The organism is Paenibacillus sp. Y412MC10 (assembly GCF_000024685.1).
Classification (GTDB): domain Bacteria; phylum Bacillota; class Bacilli; order Paenibacillales; family Paenibacillaceae; genus Paenibacillus_AQ; species Paenibacillus_AQ lautus_A.
Genome location: NC_013406.1, coordinates 1,170,416 through 1,190,101, shown reverse-complemented (window position 1 = coordinate 1,190,101; position 19,686 = coordinate 1,170,416). Strand labels below are relative to the sequence as shown.

The 19,686-nt window shown below is 49.0% G+C and carries 13 protein-coding genes; 2 read left to right on the top strand and 11 right to left on the bottom strand.

Annotated elements, in window-relative coordinates:
• Positions 1 to 129: 129 nt before the first annotated feature.
• From GYMC10_RS05035 to GYMC10_RS04995, 8 genes are all read right to left on the bottom strand, one after another.
• Positions 130 to 696 (bottom strand): hypothetical protein, encoded by a 567-nt coding sequence (locus tag GYMC10_RS05035; protein WP_012819150.1) that lies wholly within the window; start codon positions 694 to 696, stop codon positions 130 to 132.
• Positions 697 to 1,159: 463 nt separating this feature from the next.
• Positions 1,160 to 2,389 carry an alpha-L-fucosidase gene (locus GYMC10_RS05025; protein WP_012819149.1) on the bottom strand — a complete coding sequence of 410 codons (1,230 nt, stop codon included), beginning with the start codon at positions 2,387 to 2,389 and terminating at the stop codon, positions 1,160 to 1,162.
• Positions 2,390 to 2,467: 78 nt separating this feature from the next.
• Positions 2,468 to 4,174, bottom strand: coding sequence for an ABC transporter substrate-binding protein (locus GYMC10_RS05020; RefSeq protein ID WP_012819148.1), 1,707 nt, complete (start codon positions 4,172 to 4,174; stop codon positions 2,468 to 2,470).
• Positions 4,175 to 4,306: 132 nt separating this feature from the next.
• On the bottom strand, positions 4,307 to 5,206 hold the full coding sequence (locus GYMC10_RS05015) for a carbohydrate ABC transporter permease (RefSeq protein ID WP_012819147.1): 900 nt from the start codon (positions 5,204 to 5,206) through the stop codon (positions 4,307 to 4,309).
• A gap of 54 nt (positions 5,207 to 5,260) precedes the next feature.
• Positions 5,261 to 6,256: an ABC transporter permease gene (locus GYMC10_RS05010; RefSeq protein ID WP_009593427.1), complete on the bottom strand. Its 996-nt coding sequence runs from the start codon at positions 6,254 to 6,256 to the stop codon at positions 5,261 to 5,263.
• A gap of 224 nt (positions 6,257 to 6,480) precedes the next feature.
• A complete protein-coding gene (locus GYMC10_RS05005) occupies positions 6,481 to 8,745 on the bottom strand; it encodes a helix-turn-helix domain-containing protein (RefSeq protein ID WP_012819146.1) in 2,265 nt (754 codons plus the stop codon).
• 170 nt (positions 8,746 to 8,915) lie between these two features.
• On the bottom strand, positions 8,916 to 11,213 hold the full coding sequence (locus GYMC10_RS05000) for a thiamine pyrophosphate-dependent enzyme (protein WP_012819145.1): 2,298 nt from the start codon (positions 11,211 to 11,213) through the stop codon (positions 8,916 to 8,918).
• Positions 11,210 to 12,232: a 2-oxoacid:acceptor oxidoreductase family protein gene (locus GYMC10_RS04995; RefSeq protein ID WP_012819144.1), complete on the bottom strand. Its 1,023-nt coding sequence runs from the start codon at positions 12,230 to 12,232 to the stop codon at positions 11,210 to 11,212. The genes GYMC10_RS05000 and GYMC10_RS04995 overlap by 4 nt, the downstream gene beginning before the upstream one ends.
• A 207-nt stretch (positions 12,233 to 12,439) precedes the next feature.
• Between GYMC10_RS04995 and hcp the strand changes: the two genes are divergently transcribed.
• Entirely contained in the window at positions 12,440 to 14,125 is a 1,686-nt protein-coding gene (gene hcp, locus GYMC10_RS04990) for a hydroxylamine reductase (protein ID WP_049788670.1), read from the top strand.
• Between the two features lie 163 nt (positions 14,126 to 14,288).
• Here hcp and GYMC10_RS04985 read toward each other — a convergent pair whose 3' ends face one another.
• Both GYMC10_RS04985 and GYMC10_RS04980 read right to left on the bottom strand, forming a co-directional pair.
• Positions 14,289 to 15,305, bottom strand: coding sequence for a carbohydrate-binding protein (locus GYMC10_RS04985; protein ID WP_012819142.1), 1,017 nt, complete (start codon positions 15,303 to 15,305; stop codon positions 14,289 to 14,291).
• 457 nt (positions 15,306 to 15,762) lie between these two features.
• Positions 15,763 to 16,704 carry a zinc-binding dehydrogenase gene (locus GYMC10_RS04980; protein ID WP_012819141.1) on the bottom strand — a complete coding sequence of 314 codons (942 nt, stop codon included), beginning with the start codon at positions 16,702 to 16,704 and terminating at the stop codon, positions 15,763 to 15,765.
• A gap of 120 nt (positions 16,705 to 16,824) precedes the next feature.
• On the opposite strand from GYMC10_RS04980, the gene GYMC10_RS04975 reads away from it, so the two are divergent.
• Positions 16,825 to 17,727 carry a hypothetical protein gene (locus GYMC10_RS04975; protein WP_012819140.1) on the top strand — a complete coding sequence of 301 codons (903 nt, stop codon included), beginning with the start codon at positions 16,825 to 16,827 and terminating at the stop codon, positions 17,725 to 17,727.
• A gap of 344 nt (positions 17,728 to 18,071) precedes the next feature.
• Here the strand turns inward: GYMC10_RS04975 and rlmD are convergent, their stop codons facing one another.
• Positions 18,072 to 19,643 carry a 23S rRNA (uracil(1939)-C(5))-methyltransferase RlmD gene (rlmD, locus tag GYMC10_RS04970; RefSeq protein WP_012819139.1) on the bottom strand — a complete coding sequence of 524 codons (1,572 nt, stop codon included), beginning with the start codon at positions 19,641 to 19,643 and terminating at the stop codon, positions 18,072 to 18,074.
• Positions 19,644 to 19,686 lie beyond the last annotated feature (43 nt).

Genomic DNA, 19,686 nt, shown 5'->3' with positions numbered 1-19,686 from the left:
TGCCGCGCAACCCCATTCTCGTCCCCAACTATTTTTAGCATCCTACATATTTGCGTTTGGACCCAAGCTGATCTTAATCTACCGCTTTTGATATTATCGGAAGCGAGTAACGAAAATGATTTATGCTCATCACGCACGGCGCCGCAGTTCATAAAAATATTGCACAATCGGATGCTTTAGCTTCATCCTATCTGCCATGTTTACAATCCGCTTTTTGCCAACTCGTCTGTCTACCAAAGCTAGAATATTCAATAAGATATCATCGCTCTCCATGCTTTCTTCTATAGAAGTAGATAAGAACTTATTCGCTGTAGCAACAAAATTGGATTTACTTAATGCAGCCTGTGCTGACAAAAGCTCCTTTGCGAGGACCGATATTTTTCTATTTCTTGCAATGACGTTGAGACGATCCTCGGGAACGGTCCCTTTGGTTTCCTTTCTGACGGCTTCCAATTCATCGTCGCTGATCGGAATTTGGATATGGGGATCATTCTTAATTTCCAGCTCCGTCTGATACCACCTTATGGAGTTGGTTTTATCACTCATATGGAGTACGTTCTTTTTATCTACCGATATATAACAAAGCCCTGCTTTATCAGGTAAATAACGATAACCGGTTGCGCGATATTCAACTCTTCCGGCTAATGCAGGACTGAGAAAACTCTCCAGCTGTTGTTTCAATTTGCTCCAGGACATGGTTCCTCCTATGTTTTCAAACCCTGAGGGGTGCGGGATCAATCTGCACATCTTTTTCAGTATGAATAAACCCCTGCCAAAAAACAACCCATAACATGTCCCACCTATTGAATGGAATCGGTCGAATCCAAAATGGCATCCTCGAACTTGAGCCCGAAGGGTATCATGAAGCATATGATGATGATTACGATGAAGAATATGTTGACGAATACGATGATGTGGAATATGAAGACGAAAGCGAGGATCGGGGGTGCGGATCTAGATCCATGGAATGTCCGAGCTGCGGAGCCAGGATCATCGTGTATGTTAACGATGAGAAGGAATGCGACTATTGCGGTAACGTGATTAGCGCGTAAACTCAAGATACCCAGGCCGTATTTTCTAAGCTCCACTTAAGAAATATACGAGGTACCAAATACCAAAAACAGACTGCCGTGGCAGTCTGTTCTTGGTTTTACTAATTTCATTCCACGTGATATGCAGCTAAATTGCGGATCAAGGGCTGCTCCACGCTGGAAAGAATACGAACCCGCAATTGATCGGTTTCGATGGTATCGAACCGGTCGATTTTTTTATGCCCGATCGCACTTCTGCGTACAAGCTCTTTCCATTCGCCTTGGCTGTATGCTTCGAGCACGTATTCACGCACACGCTCCCCATGGGCAATGTCTTCCATGATGATGACGTGATTGACTGGCTGAATATACTCCAGCTTCAGCAGCAGCTCGGTTCCTTCTCCACTCGTTTGGCCAACCGGCTGCCCGAATCTGCGGCGGATTTCATCTCCGAATTCAATGACACGCTCCACATCCACTTCAGGCAGCAGCCCGCGGTTGTCCGGGGATATATTCAAGAGCAGCGTAGCGCCATGGCCGACCGAACGGTAATAAATATCCAGCACGTCCTCCAGGCTTCTTAAGCTTGCTTCATCGTCAGGATGCCAGAACCAGTGACGTTTGCGTATCGGAACATCGCATTCGGCCGGTACCCAGGCCGGGGTTCCTTCCATCCAGGTCATCATGTCACTGGTGAACATGCTCTCCCTCGCTGTGGTGGCCGTATTCCAGCAGGGATAAGGCGCAACGCCGTCTTCATTTCCTACCCAGCGGATCGTTGGGCGCCCCATATTAAAGACCATTGCATCCGGCTGATATTGATCTACCAGACCGATGATTCTGTTCCAATCGTATTCCCTGCCTTGGGAACCGGCTCCGTCGAACCATACTTCGACCAGGGGTCCATACCCGGTCAGAAGCTCCGTTAATTGCTCCGCGTAAAAATCGTCATAAGCCTCTTTATCGGGATAGCAAGGTTCATGCCGATCCCAGGGGGACAGATACAACCCGAACTGGAGCCCTTCCTCTCTGCAGGCATCGGCAACTTCACGGACGACATCTCCTTTGCCGCCCCTCCATGGGCTGGACTTCACAGAGTAATCGGTCGTTTTCGTCGGCCACAGACAGAACCCGTCATGATGCTTTGCGGTCAATACCAGATACTTAAAGCCTGCGCGTTTTGCGGTCCTGGCCCACTGCCGGGCATCCAACTGCTCTGGATTGAAGATCTCCGGCGAATCCGTTCCGTCTCCCCACTCCTGATCGCAAAACGTGTTCATACCGAAATGGCAGAACATACCCAGCTCCATATCCTGCCATGCCAGCTGCTGCGGAGATGGCTTTGCAAGTTCATTCATTGAATCATACACCTGCTTTCTATGAAAATGATGATCCCCTGCGCAAGGGAAACCCGTGCGCAGGGAACCGATTCAGCATTATTTTCCGGCATCCAATGCCTTTTGATAGATTTCCAGGTACTGGTTCAGCTGCATGCCATCCAGCCCTTTCACATATGCATCCCATTCTTTGTTAATATCTTTGGAGCCTGTAATAAACTGGGCCATATTGGATTTCACGTAGTCGACAAGCGTCGTCTTGATCTGAGCTACGAGCTCGGCATCTTCAAGCGCGATGAACAATCCCCCTGGATATTGCTCCTTGGATTGATACGGTTCATATTCCTCGGAGACTTTATTCAGACGGGTACCGTATCCATCGGGAGCGAGCGGATCCTGAGGAGCTGTCCAGGACGCACGATAAGCGTAGGTTCTCAGTGATGGACCGATCTGCTCCCAACCGTCATTATGCGTCGGCTTTTTGTCGGGGATAGGAATAGCTGTATATTTAGCCTGCTTTCCATCCATACCCTTTTCTCCGGATTCAGCTTTCCGCCACCCTTTGCCTTCAGGGCCATGTTCCTGCAACACGATCGCTTCTTCCGTATACAGATAATCCGCTAACCGGATGGCGGCAATCTGCTGCTCGCTCGTCGCTTTATTCGTAATCGCAAATTGTGAGACAGCGATTCCCGCAAAATTCAGCGTCTGCTGCACACCATTCGGGCCTTTCAGCGGAGGCAGGGCAACATAATCTTTATGACGCGGCGCCTTATCATCCATGCTGTAAGCATAACTAATTAATGCAGTTGATAACGTACCCATAATATTGTCCGGTTCCCGGTTGGCCATTTGCTGAACAGCATCGGCATTCTGGGTAAAGGCTGCGGGATCAATTAATCCCTCTTTGTACAATTGATTCAGATAAAGGAGGCCTTGCTTCCACTCTTCTTTGTTTGCCGTAAAATCAACTTTGCCATCCATGACGCGGAGGAACGTACCCGAACCCTTGTCGACGTAATCATCAAGGATAAACGAGTTCATCAGGAAGGCGGAGACGTTGCCTGCCCACATTTCATCCGAGCCTGTCAGCGGGATTTCATCTTGTTTGCCGTTGCCGTTCGGATCCTTCTCTTTGAACGCTTTCAGCACAGTATAAAATTCGTCAGTTGTCGTTGGAACAGGCAGTCCCACTTGATCGAGCCATTCTTTATTGATCCACATTTTGAGCGCATTGTCACAATGGTAGCATTCATTGACCTGCGGCAATGCATAGATGTTGCCGTCCGGAGTCGTGATGGAGGCTTTCATGTAAGGGATATCCTCCATCGCTTTCTTGATATTGGGTGCATATTGGTCTATCAAATCATTCAGAGGGATAAACACGCCCTGCGACCCATACTTCATCTGCTCTTCCTTGGTCAAATTCCCTTGGAGAATGACTTCAGGATAATCGCCGCCGGCCAGCATGAGCTGCTTGCGGTCGTTCAAAGCATTTTCCGGTACAAGGTCCCAAGCGATATTGATGTTCGTCTTCTCTTCAAGATGTTTGGTAAATAGGTTGGTATCCATGTTTTCGATTGACGCAAACTGAGGCGCGAACATTTTAATGGTCATCGGCTCCTTCACGATCGGATAGGAACCAACAGCATTAAATAAATCTTCATTGGCAGCACCGGTGTCGGCCGTCTTGCCATTTGACTGATTGCCGGAATTGGTTCCGCCGCAGGCACTAAGCAGCAGCATGCAAGCCATTAGGCAGCTAATGATACCTAGCCAGTTTTTCTTCTTCATGCTCTTTTCCATCGAATATACCCCCCGTTTATCATCCGTATTTCGGGCGTTTGGCCCTTTCCTATGCTTTTGCCTCCACCAGCTTTTGCCGTATCTGAATAATGTACAGCCTCACCTCCTTGAAACATTATCGCTCTGTCATGATCAGCCCTTTAGCGAGCCGATCATGACGCCTTTGACAAAATGTTTCTGGACGAAAGGATATATGATAAGCACAGGCAAGCTCGCAACAACGATCAAGGAGTATTTCAGCAAATCCTTGAGCCCCTGCTGCGCCTGCATCTGGCTCACATCCGCCATCATGGAAGCATCGACCGAATTCAGAATTAGAATGTTTCTGAGAATGATTTGAAGCGGGAACAAGTCAGGACTCCTTAAGAAGATCAGTGCATCAAAATAAGCATTCCAATGCCCGACTGCATACATCAATGTCATGACCGCAATAATGGGTTTGGACAGCGGCAGGACAATGCTGAATATGAACCGGATGTCGCTGCATCCGTCCAGCTCCGCGGCTTCCGCCAATTCATCGGGAATCGTGGTTTGGAAAAACGTCCTTGCAACGATAACCTGGAATACCCCCAGTGCCCCCGGTAAAATCATGGCCCACCGCGTATCCAGCAGATGGAGATTCTTAACGACGAGGTAATAAGGAATCAGTCCTCCTTCGAACATCATCGTGATCACCAACAGAACCATGAAGAAATTGCGGCCGTAAAGCGACTTCTTCGCCAGCGGATAAGCCAGCATAATCGTGAGCGTAACATTGATGAGGGTGCCGACAACGGTATAAAAGAGGGAATTCAGATAGCCGACGCCGATCTGCGGATTATTGAATACCGCCTTGTAGCCGTCCAGCGTAAAATCTACGGGAAACAGCCAAACCTTCCCCGATGTAACTGCCTGAGGCGAGCTGAAGGACGAGCTTACGATGTAGATTAATGGTACTGCTACGGCAATAAGAACCAGGGTCAAGAACAGATAGATCAAGAACATGAATAGGCGGTCGCCTTTCGATTCACGTATAGCGGCTTTTTTGAACATAGGGTCTCCTCTCTTTCCAAAGTTGCTATTGTTTACTGGCTGCGTAGAACAGGCCTACCACAAGCTGCTGTTCGACAGCTTTCTGGCGATGTAATTGACGGACACCAGCAGAATAAGATTGATGACCGAGTTGAAGAGACCGATCGCCGTTGAGAAGCTGAAGCTGGAGCCCAGCAAACCAACCTTGTACACATAAGTGGATATGACTTCCGACGTGCTTAAATTAAGCGGATTTTGCATCAGGTATATTTTTTCAAATCCTAGTTTCATGATGTTGCCCAGATTGAGAATGAGCAGAATGACCGATACGGGAATAAGGCTTGGTATATCGATGTTCAGAATCTTCTGGATGCGGGACGCGCCATCTACTTTGGCTGATTCGTACAGCTCCGGGTTAACGCCGGATAGTGCCGCGATGTAGATAATCGCTCCGTAACCTGTAAATTGCCAAACATCGGACCAGACGTAAATGGACTTAAACAGGCCCGGTATACCCATAAAATTCGTATTACTCATACCAAGCATCTCGAAAAATTTACTGATCATCCCCACATTTGGCGTCAAGTTGACGATAATGATCGAAACCATAATCACCGTAGATATGAAATAAGGGGCATATGAAACCATCTGTACCGTCTTCTTGAATAGGCCGTTGCGGATTTCATTCAGCGCGAGTGCCAGCAGGATCGGTGCGGGAAAGCCTACAATCAATCCGTAGAAGCTAATGCCAAGCGTATTCTTAATGTAGAGCCAGAAGTTCGGCGAATCGAAGAACTGGCGAAAATATTTCAGTCCGACCCAGTCGCTGCCCCAGATTCCCTGGATGACGTTATAATTCTTGAATGCGATTACAATACCGGCCATCGGTATGTATTTGAAAATAATCAAATAAAGAACGGGTAACAAGAGAACGAGATACAACTGCCAATGACGCTTAATTTGTTTTCCTCTGGACCTTCCTTTCTTCACTTCTGGCAGCGCTTTTAATATTATGGGAGGTTTCGGTTCCAGGCTTGGTTCGGTTTGAAGCCTAGCGTTCAGTCTCGGCATGCGGGTTAACTCCTTTCGTCCATTCCTACTTTCAGGTCCTTGCGATGTAAACCGAGTGTATACAACAACGACGCCCGGCAACAAGAAACAAAAATAAAATCGACTAACCATTTTCGCCTGGGCCTACTCATAGAAAGCGAATCAGGGTTCATTCCAGACGGACGGAACGACCTAACAACGGGTTCATTCTCAATCAAAAAAGGCAGCGATCCATGATCGCCGCCTTAACCGTTTTCTACTGCTGAATCATTTTCTCCCCGTTCCTTGGCCTTCCGGCCATTCCTGTATTCGCCCGGGGTAACTCCAGCCGTCCTCTTGAAAACGCGGGTAAACGAAATAGCATGGGCATATCCGACCCGCTCTGCGATCTCCTGCACGGAATAATCGGTTTCCGTCAGCAGCCGCTTCGCTTCCTTCATACGGATATCAATAAGGAAATCAACGAACCTTTGTCCGGTATTTTCCTTAAACAATTTGCTCACATATTTGGCGTTCAGCTGATGCCGATCGCCCAGCATTTCAAGGGACAGATCCGGATTCGCATAGTCACGCTCAATTAAATCGCATATGTTTCTAATGATGCTGGAGTATTGGTTGTCATTATGAATCTGCTTCATCTGTTCATAATGCTCCGTCAGCACTTGTTTGATTTCCTGTCTCAGCTGTTCCAGGGAATGGGAATTATCTACCTTAACCGTCAGCTTCGGCAATCCCTCCTGTGTCCACTTGTTGTAAATTTCCTTGCCGAGTCCCGACATTTCGCGGCCGGTGTAATAAACCAGATAATTCATCAGGCTGAATATTTCATCATTGGTCAAGAGGCTGTTCTTCAGCTGTTCAAACCATTGATCGTAATCCTCGCTCCACTGCTCCTTCTGCATTCTGAAGGACTGGATAATGGCACGAATCTCACCTAAATGCGTATAAACCTCGACAATGCCATGGCTCGAAATATCCTCGCTGCGGATCAAACGATTCTCACCGAGCACGATTTTATACTTTAAGGCTTGCATCGCATCTTTATAGGATTGCGGAATATCGCCAATCTGATCTGTCGACCGACCCATTCCCATCGTAATTGTAAATTTCAAGTTTTGGTGCGTCCATGCCAGGATTTGTTCCGCAATCGGAACCAGTACGGCCTCCTCAAACTTGTCCTGATCCCGTTCTTCAAACAGAATAATGGACAGGTTGGAAGGTGATGTCCATTCCGACCACAGCTTGCAGTCCCATTTCGAAGCGATCTCATCCACGACCGTCCGCAGAGTGAATTTAAGCAGATCTTGATCGGTCTTGGAATAATCCCGACAGAAATCCCCGTACTTATCAATCTCCAGGATGAGCATACGATATCGATCCAGTGGCAGCGGCAAATTCAGTCGAGCCGCTTCAGACTTCCATTCGGATACAGATAGGGGCGAGTCCCCTTCGATCAGCTGGCGGAACATAAACCGGGTCCTCACATGGAGATCCTCCCGGTATTTCTCCTGATATTCCTTGGATTGTTCCAGTATGTTGTCAAAGGCGGATTCGATAAACGCGAATTCATCCAGCTTCCCCTTACGTCGGTTACTGCTCACCACCGGAAGCGAATAGCTGCTGAAACGGGCAGCGATCTCCTCAATGGGCTTGGAATTTCGCCTGGAAACATAAATCATCCATATGAAGCCGATGGCAATCATGCCAAGACCTATGATAAACCAAAGATTATAGAGATAAGAGACAGCGCTTACAAAACCGTTGTTCAACAAACCGCTTCCATAGTTCCAATTCGTATAGCTTGATACATACTGGGAATTGACTTGGGATGGCGGACGATCCGCTTTGGTGCCGAACAAATGATTTCCGGAGGTATCCTGAACCTGAATGAAGCTCATGTTGGAATCCAGCATCTCTTCGGTAAGCTTGTTCAAGGATTCCGTGCTCACATTGACAACGATCATGCCTAAGTCGTTTTTCATGTAAGGCGATCCTCTGACCAGGCTGACCACCTGCTTGCCGCCCTTCATTTTAAATTGTTCGAAATTTCTCGCGCCTGTCCATTTGGGCGTTTTCGATAATTGATATTGCTCGATAAAATCACGATCCGGATATGTACTTACGTATCCATTCGTGGCATTGCTGAGCACATAGCCGTCCGAATTCCTCACCAGATAAATCGAATCGATCAAGGGATAATAATTAATAATCTCCTTGAGCTTCTGAACAGCTTGAATATTAATATATGGATCGCCAACGGCAGATGATTTGAAAAAATCATTCAAAGCCTTGCTGTTGATGCTTTCGAGGACGATCATATTGTCGATCACCTTCAGGGACGTGTCCACCATGCGCATCGCTTGCAAGGAAAGAGATTTATTGGCGTTAAGCGCCTCCCGCCGGCTCTGTTCGCTGAACAACTGAAAGAAAACAAAAAATATAAAGGTAATCACAATAACAAAAATGGGCATATAGGAGAGCAATAGACGCTTGTACCAGGATCTCTGCATGATCAACCCTCCCACCGTTTTTTCACAAATTTTTAATTATTATAACTTAAAAAGCATCTCTTGGGTTATAGTTCTCCATAGTCATAACGATACGCCAATACCTAAACAAAAAAAGAAGCGGGACAATGCCCGCTCCGTTGTTGTAATCCTGGTATGCTGAATTGAATATATTATAGCAGCGGGTTCTCGTGTTTCGCTTTCAGAATCGACCAGCGCCGCTCCACTTCTTTTTCAAATTCGCCAAGCATTTCTTTGTTTTCTTCCTTGAGCAGATGCCTTGATTTGCCCATATATTTCAGCCAGTCGCTGAGCGGCACCTGTTTTTTCTTCGCTTCAGGATCGTACGTAATGTTCGTTTCTCCCTGCTCTACTTCATACAGTGGGAAGAAGTTTGAATTCACGGCCGCGCGGACGATGTTCTCCCCATCCTTGTCGCTCGATTTCCAGTTCAGCGGGCATGTGATCAGCAGCTTGCCGTAGACGGTACCTACATTCTGAGCGTACCACTGCGCTTTGGCCGCCTTTTTCACAAGATCCTGCGGAAATGCTTCCGTCCCCGTGAATACGTATGGAATATGTGCCGCTGCCATCATTTGCACCGTATCTTTATGATGGAACGCTTTGCCCTGCTGCTGTTTGCCGACACCGGACGTACTGGTCATATGCCCTAATGGCGTAGAATACGAAAGCTGTGCACCGGTGTTCATATAGCCTTCATTATCATATTCCAGAATGATCAGGTTATGGCCCCGCAGCGCCGTCCCGATGGCCGAACCCATCCCGATGTCCATGCCGCCGTCGCCGGTCACCATCACAAAAGTGAAATCCTCGGGAACTTCGATTTCCCCGCGGCGTTTCTTCTCAAGGAACGCCTCTACCGTGCCGGATAAAGTAGCCGGTCCGTTCTGGAACAAATTATGAATGAAGCTCTGCTTATGCGAGTTATACGGATAACCCGTTGTTGTGATATAAGCGCAGCCGGTATGGAATAAAGTAACGACATGGCCTTCAATCCCTTTGAAAAAGAGCTCCAGCGCCGGGAAAATACCGCAGCCCGGGCAGGCTCCGTGACCGGAAGCAAACCGTTTCGGTTTCGCGGCTAGCGCCCGCATCGGCGGCACTTTAACGGATAGTTTACTTGTCCCTTCATCTACCTTTACGGTGATCAGGCCAGATTTAAAGCTGTCTCCATTCATCGGGGCAATGACCGGCTGCAGCCTTTGCTCCTCAGCTCCCGGTGTTTGGCCGTAATAATCAAACGGAACTTTGGCATAACCGAGCTCCATGGCCTCGATCGTCAAGGCAAAAAAAGCTTCCGCGTCATCCGCGTAATAGTCTTTCCCCCCAAGTCCGAATATGCGCGACAGCACAATCGGCTGCGGACCACGGATTTCCTGTAGGGCCGCTTTGACCTCATGGGTCAGATTGGCTCCGTGTGCGCCGTAAGAATCGGCACGTTCGCCAACCAGCAGCGCTTTGACACCTGTCAACGCCTCGCGGATTTCTCTTGCCGGGAACGGCCGAAGAATATTCGGGCTGATTATGCCTGCTTTAATTCCTTTCGCCCGCAGTCGGTCCACGACGTCTTTGGAGGATTCGGCCGCCGAATTGAGGAGGAATAAAGCCACCTCTGCGTCTTCCATTCGATATAGATCAAGCGGCGAATAGGATCTTCCGGACAAAGCCGCGTATTCCTCTGCCACTTCCTTGAATACCTCGCCCGCACGGTATATGGCGTTTGACTGTTGGTAGTGGTTGTTCATCAAATCGTCGCCGTTCATATAAGCCCCAACAACGATCGGGTTGTTCTCGTCCAGCACATGTGGATATTCAGGCGCCTGTTCCCCTACAAACCCCTGAACGGTTTCCCGGTTGGTAAATATGTGTACCCGGCGTTTCTGATGCGATGTAAAAAACCCGTCATAAGCTACAATGACCGGCAGGCGCACGTCTTCATGTTCCGCGATTCGCAGCGCCATGATATTCATGTCATACACGGCCTGCGGTGAACGGGCGGTCAAAATCACCCAGCCGGTATTCAGACCGTAGTAAAGATCCGAATGGTCACCGCGAATATCGAGCGGTCCGCTGACTGCACGCGTCACCAAATTCATGACCATCGGGAAACGTGTGCCCGCCTGCACAGGAAGCTGTTCGATCATATACAGGAAACCATTCGCGCTGGTAGCGTTGAATACCCGTGCTCCGGCTGCGGCCGCACCGTAGCAAATCCCCGCCGATCCATGTTCGCCGTCAGCGGGAATCAGCTTGATGTCATGTTCGCCGCGTGTACGCATCATGTCGAGATATTGGGCAATTTCCGTAGAAGGCGTAATCGGAAAATAACCCATAATGTGATAGTTAATCTGGGCAGCCGCCATGGCAGCCATTTCGTTGCCCGATTCGAAGACTGCCGTTTGAGCGGCCGCCAGCTTATTCTCCGTTGTTTCTTGAATTTGCATATTCATGATCGGACTCCCTCCGCAGTTAAATAGGGAAACGATTGCGGCACACGGTGCTGCTCCGCATAATGCGGTTCTTCTAACAGGGCAGCCAAAGCGGTGGTCGGACAAGCTTCGATACACTTCAGGCAGCCTTTGCAATACTGATAATCGATACCTTTCATAAACATCTGCATATTCCCGCGCTTATCCGGCTTCGTCTCCCACACGATGCAGAAATCCGGACATACCGTATCGCAGGCGGCACAGTGAATGCAGTCCTCGATCTTGTACTCTGGCAAATATCCCTGCCGGGAGCCGCTAAGATCCTTCAGGACACTGTTCGCCGTAACGTTCAGAATCCCGCCCAGCTCCTGCGTTTCATATCCAAGAATCGGCTGCGGTCTTGCGAAAGCGATTGGGTCTATAAGCGCTGAGCCGTTTCCCAAGGAAAGGAACCGGACTTCGTTATATCCTCTGTCAAAGGTCCGCACATTCGCTTCCACGAGGTGGGGCAGCTTTTTCTCAAATGTTGTGCGGATCACCTGCCGCATATCGTCCGGGTCTAGAAAGCTGCAAATCCGGAACAAAGCCCCAAGCATGGCCGTATTCACTTTGGTTTTTTCCTCAACGGAAATGTTCAGCGCATCAACTACGGCCAGCGTTCCCTGGGTCATGTTCAGATCAATGGCCACTTCGGACAGCGCTCGCGCCGTATTCACAAGCACCGTTCCATCAGGCTGTAATCCGCTTATGACATCGATCGTCTTATACAAGGCTTCATGAAATACGCCGACGACATGCGGCTGCTCAATGGGACTGTGATCGCGGATTTCCACCTCGGGATCGCAGAACCTTACGAAGCTCTTCACCGGCGACCCTTTTTTCTCCGAACCATAGCTGGAAAAATTCGAACCGTTAAGTCCGGAGCCGGTGACCCCGGCTTCGGCCAGCATTTTTCCGGCCAGATTGGCGCCAAGCCCGCCGATGGATTCGAGACGGATCTCGAAAAATCCCAGTTCATTCTTTTGAGGCAAAATCGACATGTTCTCTCCTCATTTCTTCTTAGGTCATTAATTCCAGTTTAAAAGAAGAAACGGACCGGGTTTGTGATTAAACTCACTACTCAAAAAATTGTGATTCCAATCACTATGTCGGTTGTGGGAGCGAAGTATACTGTCTTCAACAGTCCAATTGCGAGGCAATCATTTACTGACCTTACGACTAATAATCACAAAATTGGAGGAGAAATCATGAATAATAACGCCCAAGAGAGCTTACAGCATCAGCCGTCCATGTTCTGCTTTCAATGTCAGGAAGCATCCAAAGGAACAGGCTGCACCATTGTCGGCGTATGCGGCAAACCGCATGATGTGGCAAACCTGCAGGATTTGCTGATTTATCTGCTGAAAGGTATCTCTTTTCTCAGTCTGGATGTCCGGCTGCCGGAGGTGCTTGAACAGCGCGTATCGCTGTTTGTGATGGACTCCTTGTTTGCAACGATTACGAACGCCAACTTTGACCGCGAGGTTTTTGTGGGAAGAATCCGGGAAGCGATCGAGCTCCGCGGCGAGGTGCGCACCTATTATAACGAACAATTTCCGGAAGGAACCGCCAATCTCCCTGATGCTGCCGTCTGGCAAGCGGATAACGAAGCTTCTTTTGATGAAAAAGCACGTACGGTGGGTGTCCTCTCGACCCGCAATGAAGACATCCGCTCGCTGCGCGAATTGATTACTTACGGCTTGAAGGGGATGGCTGCTTATACGTACCACGCGCTGCATCTGGAGAAGGATGATCACGAATTAAACCGTTTTATGCGCCGAGCGCTTGCCGCCACGCTTGACGACAGCCTTGAAGTGCAGGATCTAGTCGCCTTGACGATGGAAACCGGTAAATACGGCGTCAACGCCATGGCGATGCTTGATGAAGCGAACACCTCGGTTTACGGAAATCCGGAAATTACGAAGGTTAATATCGGGGTAAGCAACCGACCCGGCATTCTCATCAGCGGCCATGATCTGAAGGATTTGGAGGAGCTGCTAAAGCAGACGGAAGGAACCGGCGTGGACGTGTACACGCACAGTGAAATGCTGCCTGCCCACTATTATCCGGCATTCAAGAAATATGAGCATTTTGTAGGCAATTACGGGAATGCCTGGTGGAAGCAGAATAGCGAATTCGCAGCCTTTAACGGGCCGATATTAATGACGACCAACTGTATCGTTCCGCCGAAAGACAGTTATAAGGACCGTATCTATACAACAGGCAACACGGGGTTTCCGGGTGTCCGCCATATTCCAGAAGGAACAGACGGTGCTCCCAAAGACTTCTCCCTACTAATCGAGCAAGCGAAAGGATGCCCAGCTCCAACGGAACTTGAAACGGGTGAGATCATCGGCGGTTTCGCTCATGCCGCTGTGATGAACGTGGCCGATCAAGTCGTTGATGCCGTGAAATCCGGGGCGATCCGGCGCTTCTTCGTCATGGCCGGCTGCGATGGACGGATGAAATCCCGCAACTATTACACCGATTTTGCGGCTGAACTTCCAAAAGACACGGTCATTCTAACTGCAGGCTGTGCCAAATACAAATACAATAAACTGGATCTAGGCGAAATCGGCGGTATTCCGCGGGTCCTGGACGCTGGTCAATGCAATGATTCTTACTCCCTCGTCGTGATTGCATTGAAGCTGAAGGAAGTATTCGGCCTTGAGGATATTAATGATCTGCCGATTTCCTATAACATTGCCTGGTATGAGCAAAAAGCGGTGATCGTGCTGCTTGCCCTGCTATATCTTGGCGTTAAAAACATTCATCTGGGCCCTACGCTCCCTGCATTCCTGTCGCCTAACGTTGCCAAAGTCCTCGTGGATAACTTCGGGATCGGCGGCATTACCAATGTGGAAGATGACATAAAAATGTTCCTTGGCGCCTAATTAGTAGTCGAAGAAAACCTGATAAAGAAAAAAGGGCTTGGGTTATGCAAGCAATGATCTGCTTGGTAACTCATGCCCTTTCAAATTAAATAAGCCGCTTCCACTCAACAAGAAAATCCTTCCACGTCTCGCTATTTTTCAATTTACCTATCAATGTAACACCTTAATTCTTACCGCCATAGCCCTTATAAGTAGCGTAAACTGCATCTGCATATTGATCTGCCAGAATCGGACGGCCATAAGAATCCGTAGCTCCCGGATACCAGTTATCTCCACCGTTGTAGTGTAATAATCCGTTGTAGATATTTCCAAACTTCGTAATCTTCTCATTTAAAATCAACGCGCCCAGATATACCTGATCTTGTTCACTGCTATGATTATACGCACGGCCAAATTTTGAGCTGAATTGAGATAAATACGCATTGCGTGTGTTTGGTTCTACCTGCATCAATCCGTCGCCGGCCGATGGACTACCTGGTAAACCTGCTCCAAAGCTGCTTTCCTTTTTGATAACAGCACTTAGCAATAAAGCAAAATCTCCGCCTTTCCCATAGGCATTGTCCGCATTCATGACATATGTCCATATATGGCTTGGAACCTCGGCAGGCTTTGTTACTGTAGGAGGTGGTGAACCCGTATAAATCTTGACCGATGACATTTTGTCATTGATCGTGTTGCCAACCCAGGAAGAATCTGAAGTAAAGGTCCACTTGGTTCCTCCAAAATTATCATTCTCATATACTTCAACCGTCCAACCGCTTGGAACCTTAAGAGACGACATCCAGTCATTCGGAATTCCGTTTGCGTTCAACTGAGACAGTGTATAATTCCCTATTCCGAGTGTCACTGCTTTACCTCCATAGTTTATATCTGCATAGAATGTTACTCCGTTCGTTGTCGGTGGTGTCGTTGGTGGCGTAGTTCCGCCGCTACCGCCTTTCTGCCATAAAGCAGGGACATTGGACGGTTCCCAACCTACGAGAGAAGTATGTGCCTGAAGACAGGTATAAGTGCTTCCACTATAGGTTACTGTGTCATTTACTGCATATGCCGTATTTGGAGCCCATGTCCCTCTAGCGGCTGCGTTTACTGACGGTAAGGCTGCGCAAAATGTAGATAGAAATACTACTAGAACTAGCAAAAGTGATAGGGGCTTAAAAGAAAACCTTTTATTAGTCATTTTCAAACCTCCTTGTTTCTTTATTTATCTGTAGCGCTCCCATGAGACATGCCACAGATTTTTACTGTGCTATTATCTTACTTTATTTACATTTTCTAAATTAATTCCGCAATTTTTTGATGTTACGGTAGGAATATATGTAGATCGGGACCCAAAAGCAATTAAAGTCGTACTAAACAGAAGAAAGACTATGTTGACGAGTTGAAGCTCCTCCCTGATTCAATAAAAAAACCGAGGAAAAACAGGAGTGGATACCTGAATTTCGCCCGGCTTGTAACACAACTTTAGGCTTTAACACGACTTTATAGGCTTTGAGATGACTTTAATTGCGTTCTACTCCTAACGCACTAACAGTGCGCAACACTCCACATGAATCGTGTGCGAAAGATTTGCGATATTAGCTATATCTTCGGCAAAGAATCAGGGTTACATGCTGATGATCAAATATTTTTACCAATTAACCCAAGTGAAGCACGGCTTTTCCTGAGAATTTCCGTTCCATCAGACTGCGGGCCACGCTGTCAATCTCGGTCCAAGGCGTCTCCACTTCGATCCGTGGCGTTAACCGCCCATCTGCGACCAATCCGGCCAGCAAGCTCAGATCGTCCGCAGCTGATTGACGATTAAGTTCGTCTCCGAGAAAGAAACTGTACAATGTTCTTCCTCCTCTCGTCACCAGATTACTCATATCAATCGTCGCGATATTTGAAGAGGAAAATCCTAAAGCAACGCAAATGCCTTGCGGCGCAAGCTGCGGCAGCAAGGCAGCCAGTGTATCCCCGCCTACCGAATCGATGATCAGATCGTACGGACCGAATTGGTGGGCTGATGAAATTGCCGAATATCCAATGATAACTTCTTCAGCTCCCGCCTCTCGAACAAGCTCGGCCTTCTCTTCCGTGCTGGCCGTACCTACAATGTATGCGCCGGACTGTGCCGCCAGCTGGTGAGCGAACAGTCCAACCCCACCAGTAGATCCTGTAATGAAAATGCGCTTTCCGAGCAGCATGCCGCCTTTTCTAAGTGCATAAAGCGCCGTCAGGCCCGCTACGGGTAAGGTAGCCGCTTCCGTAAAAGTGAGCTTGTCCGGGATTTGGGCCAACATCGACACGGGAGCAGCAACCTGCTCGCTCCAAGCTCCCATCGGGAGCAAACCGACAACCCGGGCCCCTTTCTGCGGACCTGCACCGTTTTTGGCCGGCTCGATGACAATTCCGGCGAAATCCCAGCCGGGGCGCCTAGATGCTTCCTGCTCCTTGACGTCTTTCACTTCTCCGCGATTAAGAGAGACGGTTTTCACTTGCACGAGTGCTTCCCAAGGCTGGGCCTGTGGTGCTTCAACTTCCTTGAACGCCAAATGTGACGGAGCAAGCGGATCAACTACTATGGCACGAATCATATTGTATCTCCTCCATTCGTTATGCGTCATTAGATGACTTTCGTTTTCATTGAGGAGTATAATTTAACTAAATGATTATCCCAAGTGCAGAACTACACTTCATAAAGAGGGGGAGAGAAGATGGATATACCTACTACGGAGAATTCCAGACTTAAAATCGTAATCGGAGAGATCGAAGCGTTGCGGATGAAACGCCAGCACGAGCTTGCCGACCGGCCTCACCCGTACTTAAAACGATTTACCCAACAAGAGCTGAACGACGAGGCATTTCCATCGTATAAAAATCTGCTGGTTGGGCGTTCCCGGCGCATACCGGATCGTCAGATGATCATAAATATTGCAGAATATCTTGATTGTACTTCCGACGAGCGTAACGATCTGCTAATGGCAGCCGGTTACCTTCCGATCCAGACTGAACTGGAGGGACGGGCGCTGGAGCGTGCATTGGAATGGTCGCATCTAACGATGAGAAGCATTCCTTTTCCTGCGATGATTGTAACACACACACAGGATATCAAGGGGGTTAACGAGCCGTTTCGCCATTTGTTCGATATCCCATTGGACCGTAATTACGATGGATTAATGAACAGGATTGATTTACATTTTAATTCCGATTTGCCTATCCGGTCCCGCTCAACTTTCGATAAAGCTTCGTTCGAGCAGTGGGAAGCACACGCCAAAAACGGGATAAATGCGTTTAAGCGAGAACACATACTTTCCCGTTACGATGCGTGGTATCAAAAATTGTTTCATAAATTCCAGAAATATAACGTGGACGAATATCCGAATGTGCTGGATGCAGGGGAAGAAATTGATCATGTGCAAACCATACTAGCCAGAATCGAAAGCTCCGGCGAGCTTGTTCCCATTCGCTACAGACAGATTTCTATTTCTGCAGGCAGCCGTTTATATCCGCAGATCGCGGTTTTCCTGCCGGTCGATGCTGCCGCGCGTAAAGTTTTCGAGGACCTAGGATGTCCTACGGATTGTGAATTTTCCATTCATGGAATATCTTATTCCTAGAAATCATTTTCGGACGAAGTAAAGTTGGTCCAAAAGATGCCTGGGTTGCTTTGTTCCTATCTATGTAGCCTTAAAGTTTAAATGTTGATTGTCAGGAAATAAACCGGTGCTGTAGTTCAGGCTTTCCATTCTTCTTGAACTGGCGGATACGGGACTTCAAGAATTGATATCCTTCATAGGAGGGAAACTCAACGATAGTCAACCACCAATCCTTGAGAAGGACTCGTGGACGGACGGCGGTTCGCTATTAAAGATTAACCTCCTATGACCAACTTTCCTTCATGTGCAAAAAAAAGAGAGGGGTTCACCCCCTCTATGCTATGTCCGCCAATACATCTCAACTATTAGTCTTTCCAAACCAACACCGCCACGCTCTCCACATGCACCGTATGCGGAAACATATCCACCGGCGTAACCTCCACCGTCCGATACCCACCATCTTCGAGTATCCTTAAATCCCTTGCCAACGTAGACGGATTACAACTCACATATACCACGCGCTCCGGCTTCATCTCAAGAATCGTCTCCAAGAGTCGCGGATCGCAGCCCTTACGCGGTGGATCAACCACGATGACGTCCGCCTCGATGCCCTGCTCTTTCCAGCGCGGGATCACGTCTTCGGACGCGCCGACTTCAAACTCCACATGCTTCATACCGTTCAGTTCTGCATTGGCACGAGCATCCTCGATCGCTTCCTTCACGATCTCGACCCCATACACCTTCTTGGCATGTTGGGCCAAGAACAGGGATATCGTCCCGATGCCGCAATACGCATCGATCACGGTCTCCTCCCCAGTTAATCCCGCATACTCCACCGTCTTACCGTAGAGCACTTCGGTCTGAGCCGGATTCACTTGGTAGAAGGAACGTGCGGAAATCGCGAACTTCACATCGCCGATATAGTCATGGATGACCTCACGACCCCACAGGACGCGAGTCACATCTCCAAAAATAACGTTTGTTTTGCGTGTGTTCACGTTCTGGCAGATGCTCACTACAGCCGGGAGTTCCTTACGGATGGCAGCGATCCACTCGTTCACGCGCGGTATCCGCTCGCCGTTCGTGACGAGTACAATCATCATCTCTCGGGTAGCAAAACCGATCTTCACCACCACATGGCGAAGCAGGCCCTGACCTGTCTCTTCATTGTACGCGGTGATACCGAGCTTCCGGCCGATGGCTTTGACGCGGCTAACGACCTCGTCGTTCTGTTCATGCTGGATGAGGCATGTCTCCATGTCCACGATCCGGTGGCTGCCCCGGGCGTAGAAGCCGCCGACCAGGCCGCCTTCCGTTACGCCGATCGGCACCTGGGACTTGTTGCGGTAGCGCCAAGGCTCGCTCATACCGAGTGTCGGCCGCACGAGGATCCCCTCTTGATCTGATTCAACGCCGGACACGGCAGGATTGGTCCCATTGGTTTCAGAAATCTCAATGTCCCCTCCACCATCTGTGCCACTCCGCTTGTCGTCCACACATGTCTCTCCAGCAATTGCCGACTCACGCACCACCCGCAGCTTCCCGATCCGCTCCAGATTGTCCACCACCAGCTGGCGCTTCCACTCCAGTTGACCGGCATAATTCATATGCTGCAGCTGGCAGCCGCCGCATTGGTCGTAGATCGGGCATGGGGCCGCGATGCGGTTCGGGCTCTGCTCGACCAGCTCAAGCAGCTTGGCATAGCCATACTGCTTCTTGGTCTTGAGCACCTTCACCCGGGCCTTCTCGCCAGGCAGGGCACCCTGAACGAACAGGGTGTAGCCGTCGGCACGGCCAACCCCTTCCCCGTCATGGTTCATTCCAATAATATCGATCACGACCTCGTCGTTCTTGGCCACCGGCAGGTCCAGGAGGGCCGCCGAAGCCGCCGGCTTGCCGCTGCGGCGCGTGTCGCTTCCCTTGCGGTTCTTCTTCATGATGTGCAGTTCACTTCTTTCCGTTCAACTTGTCCCTTACCAC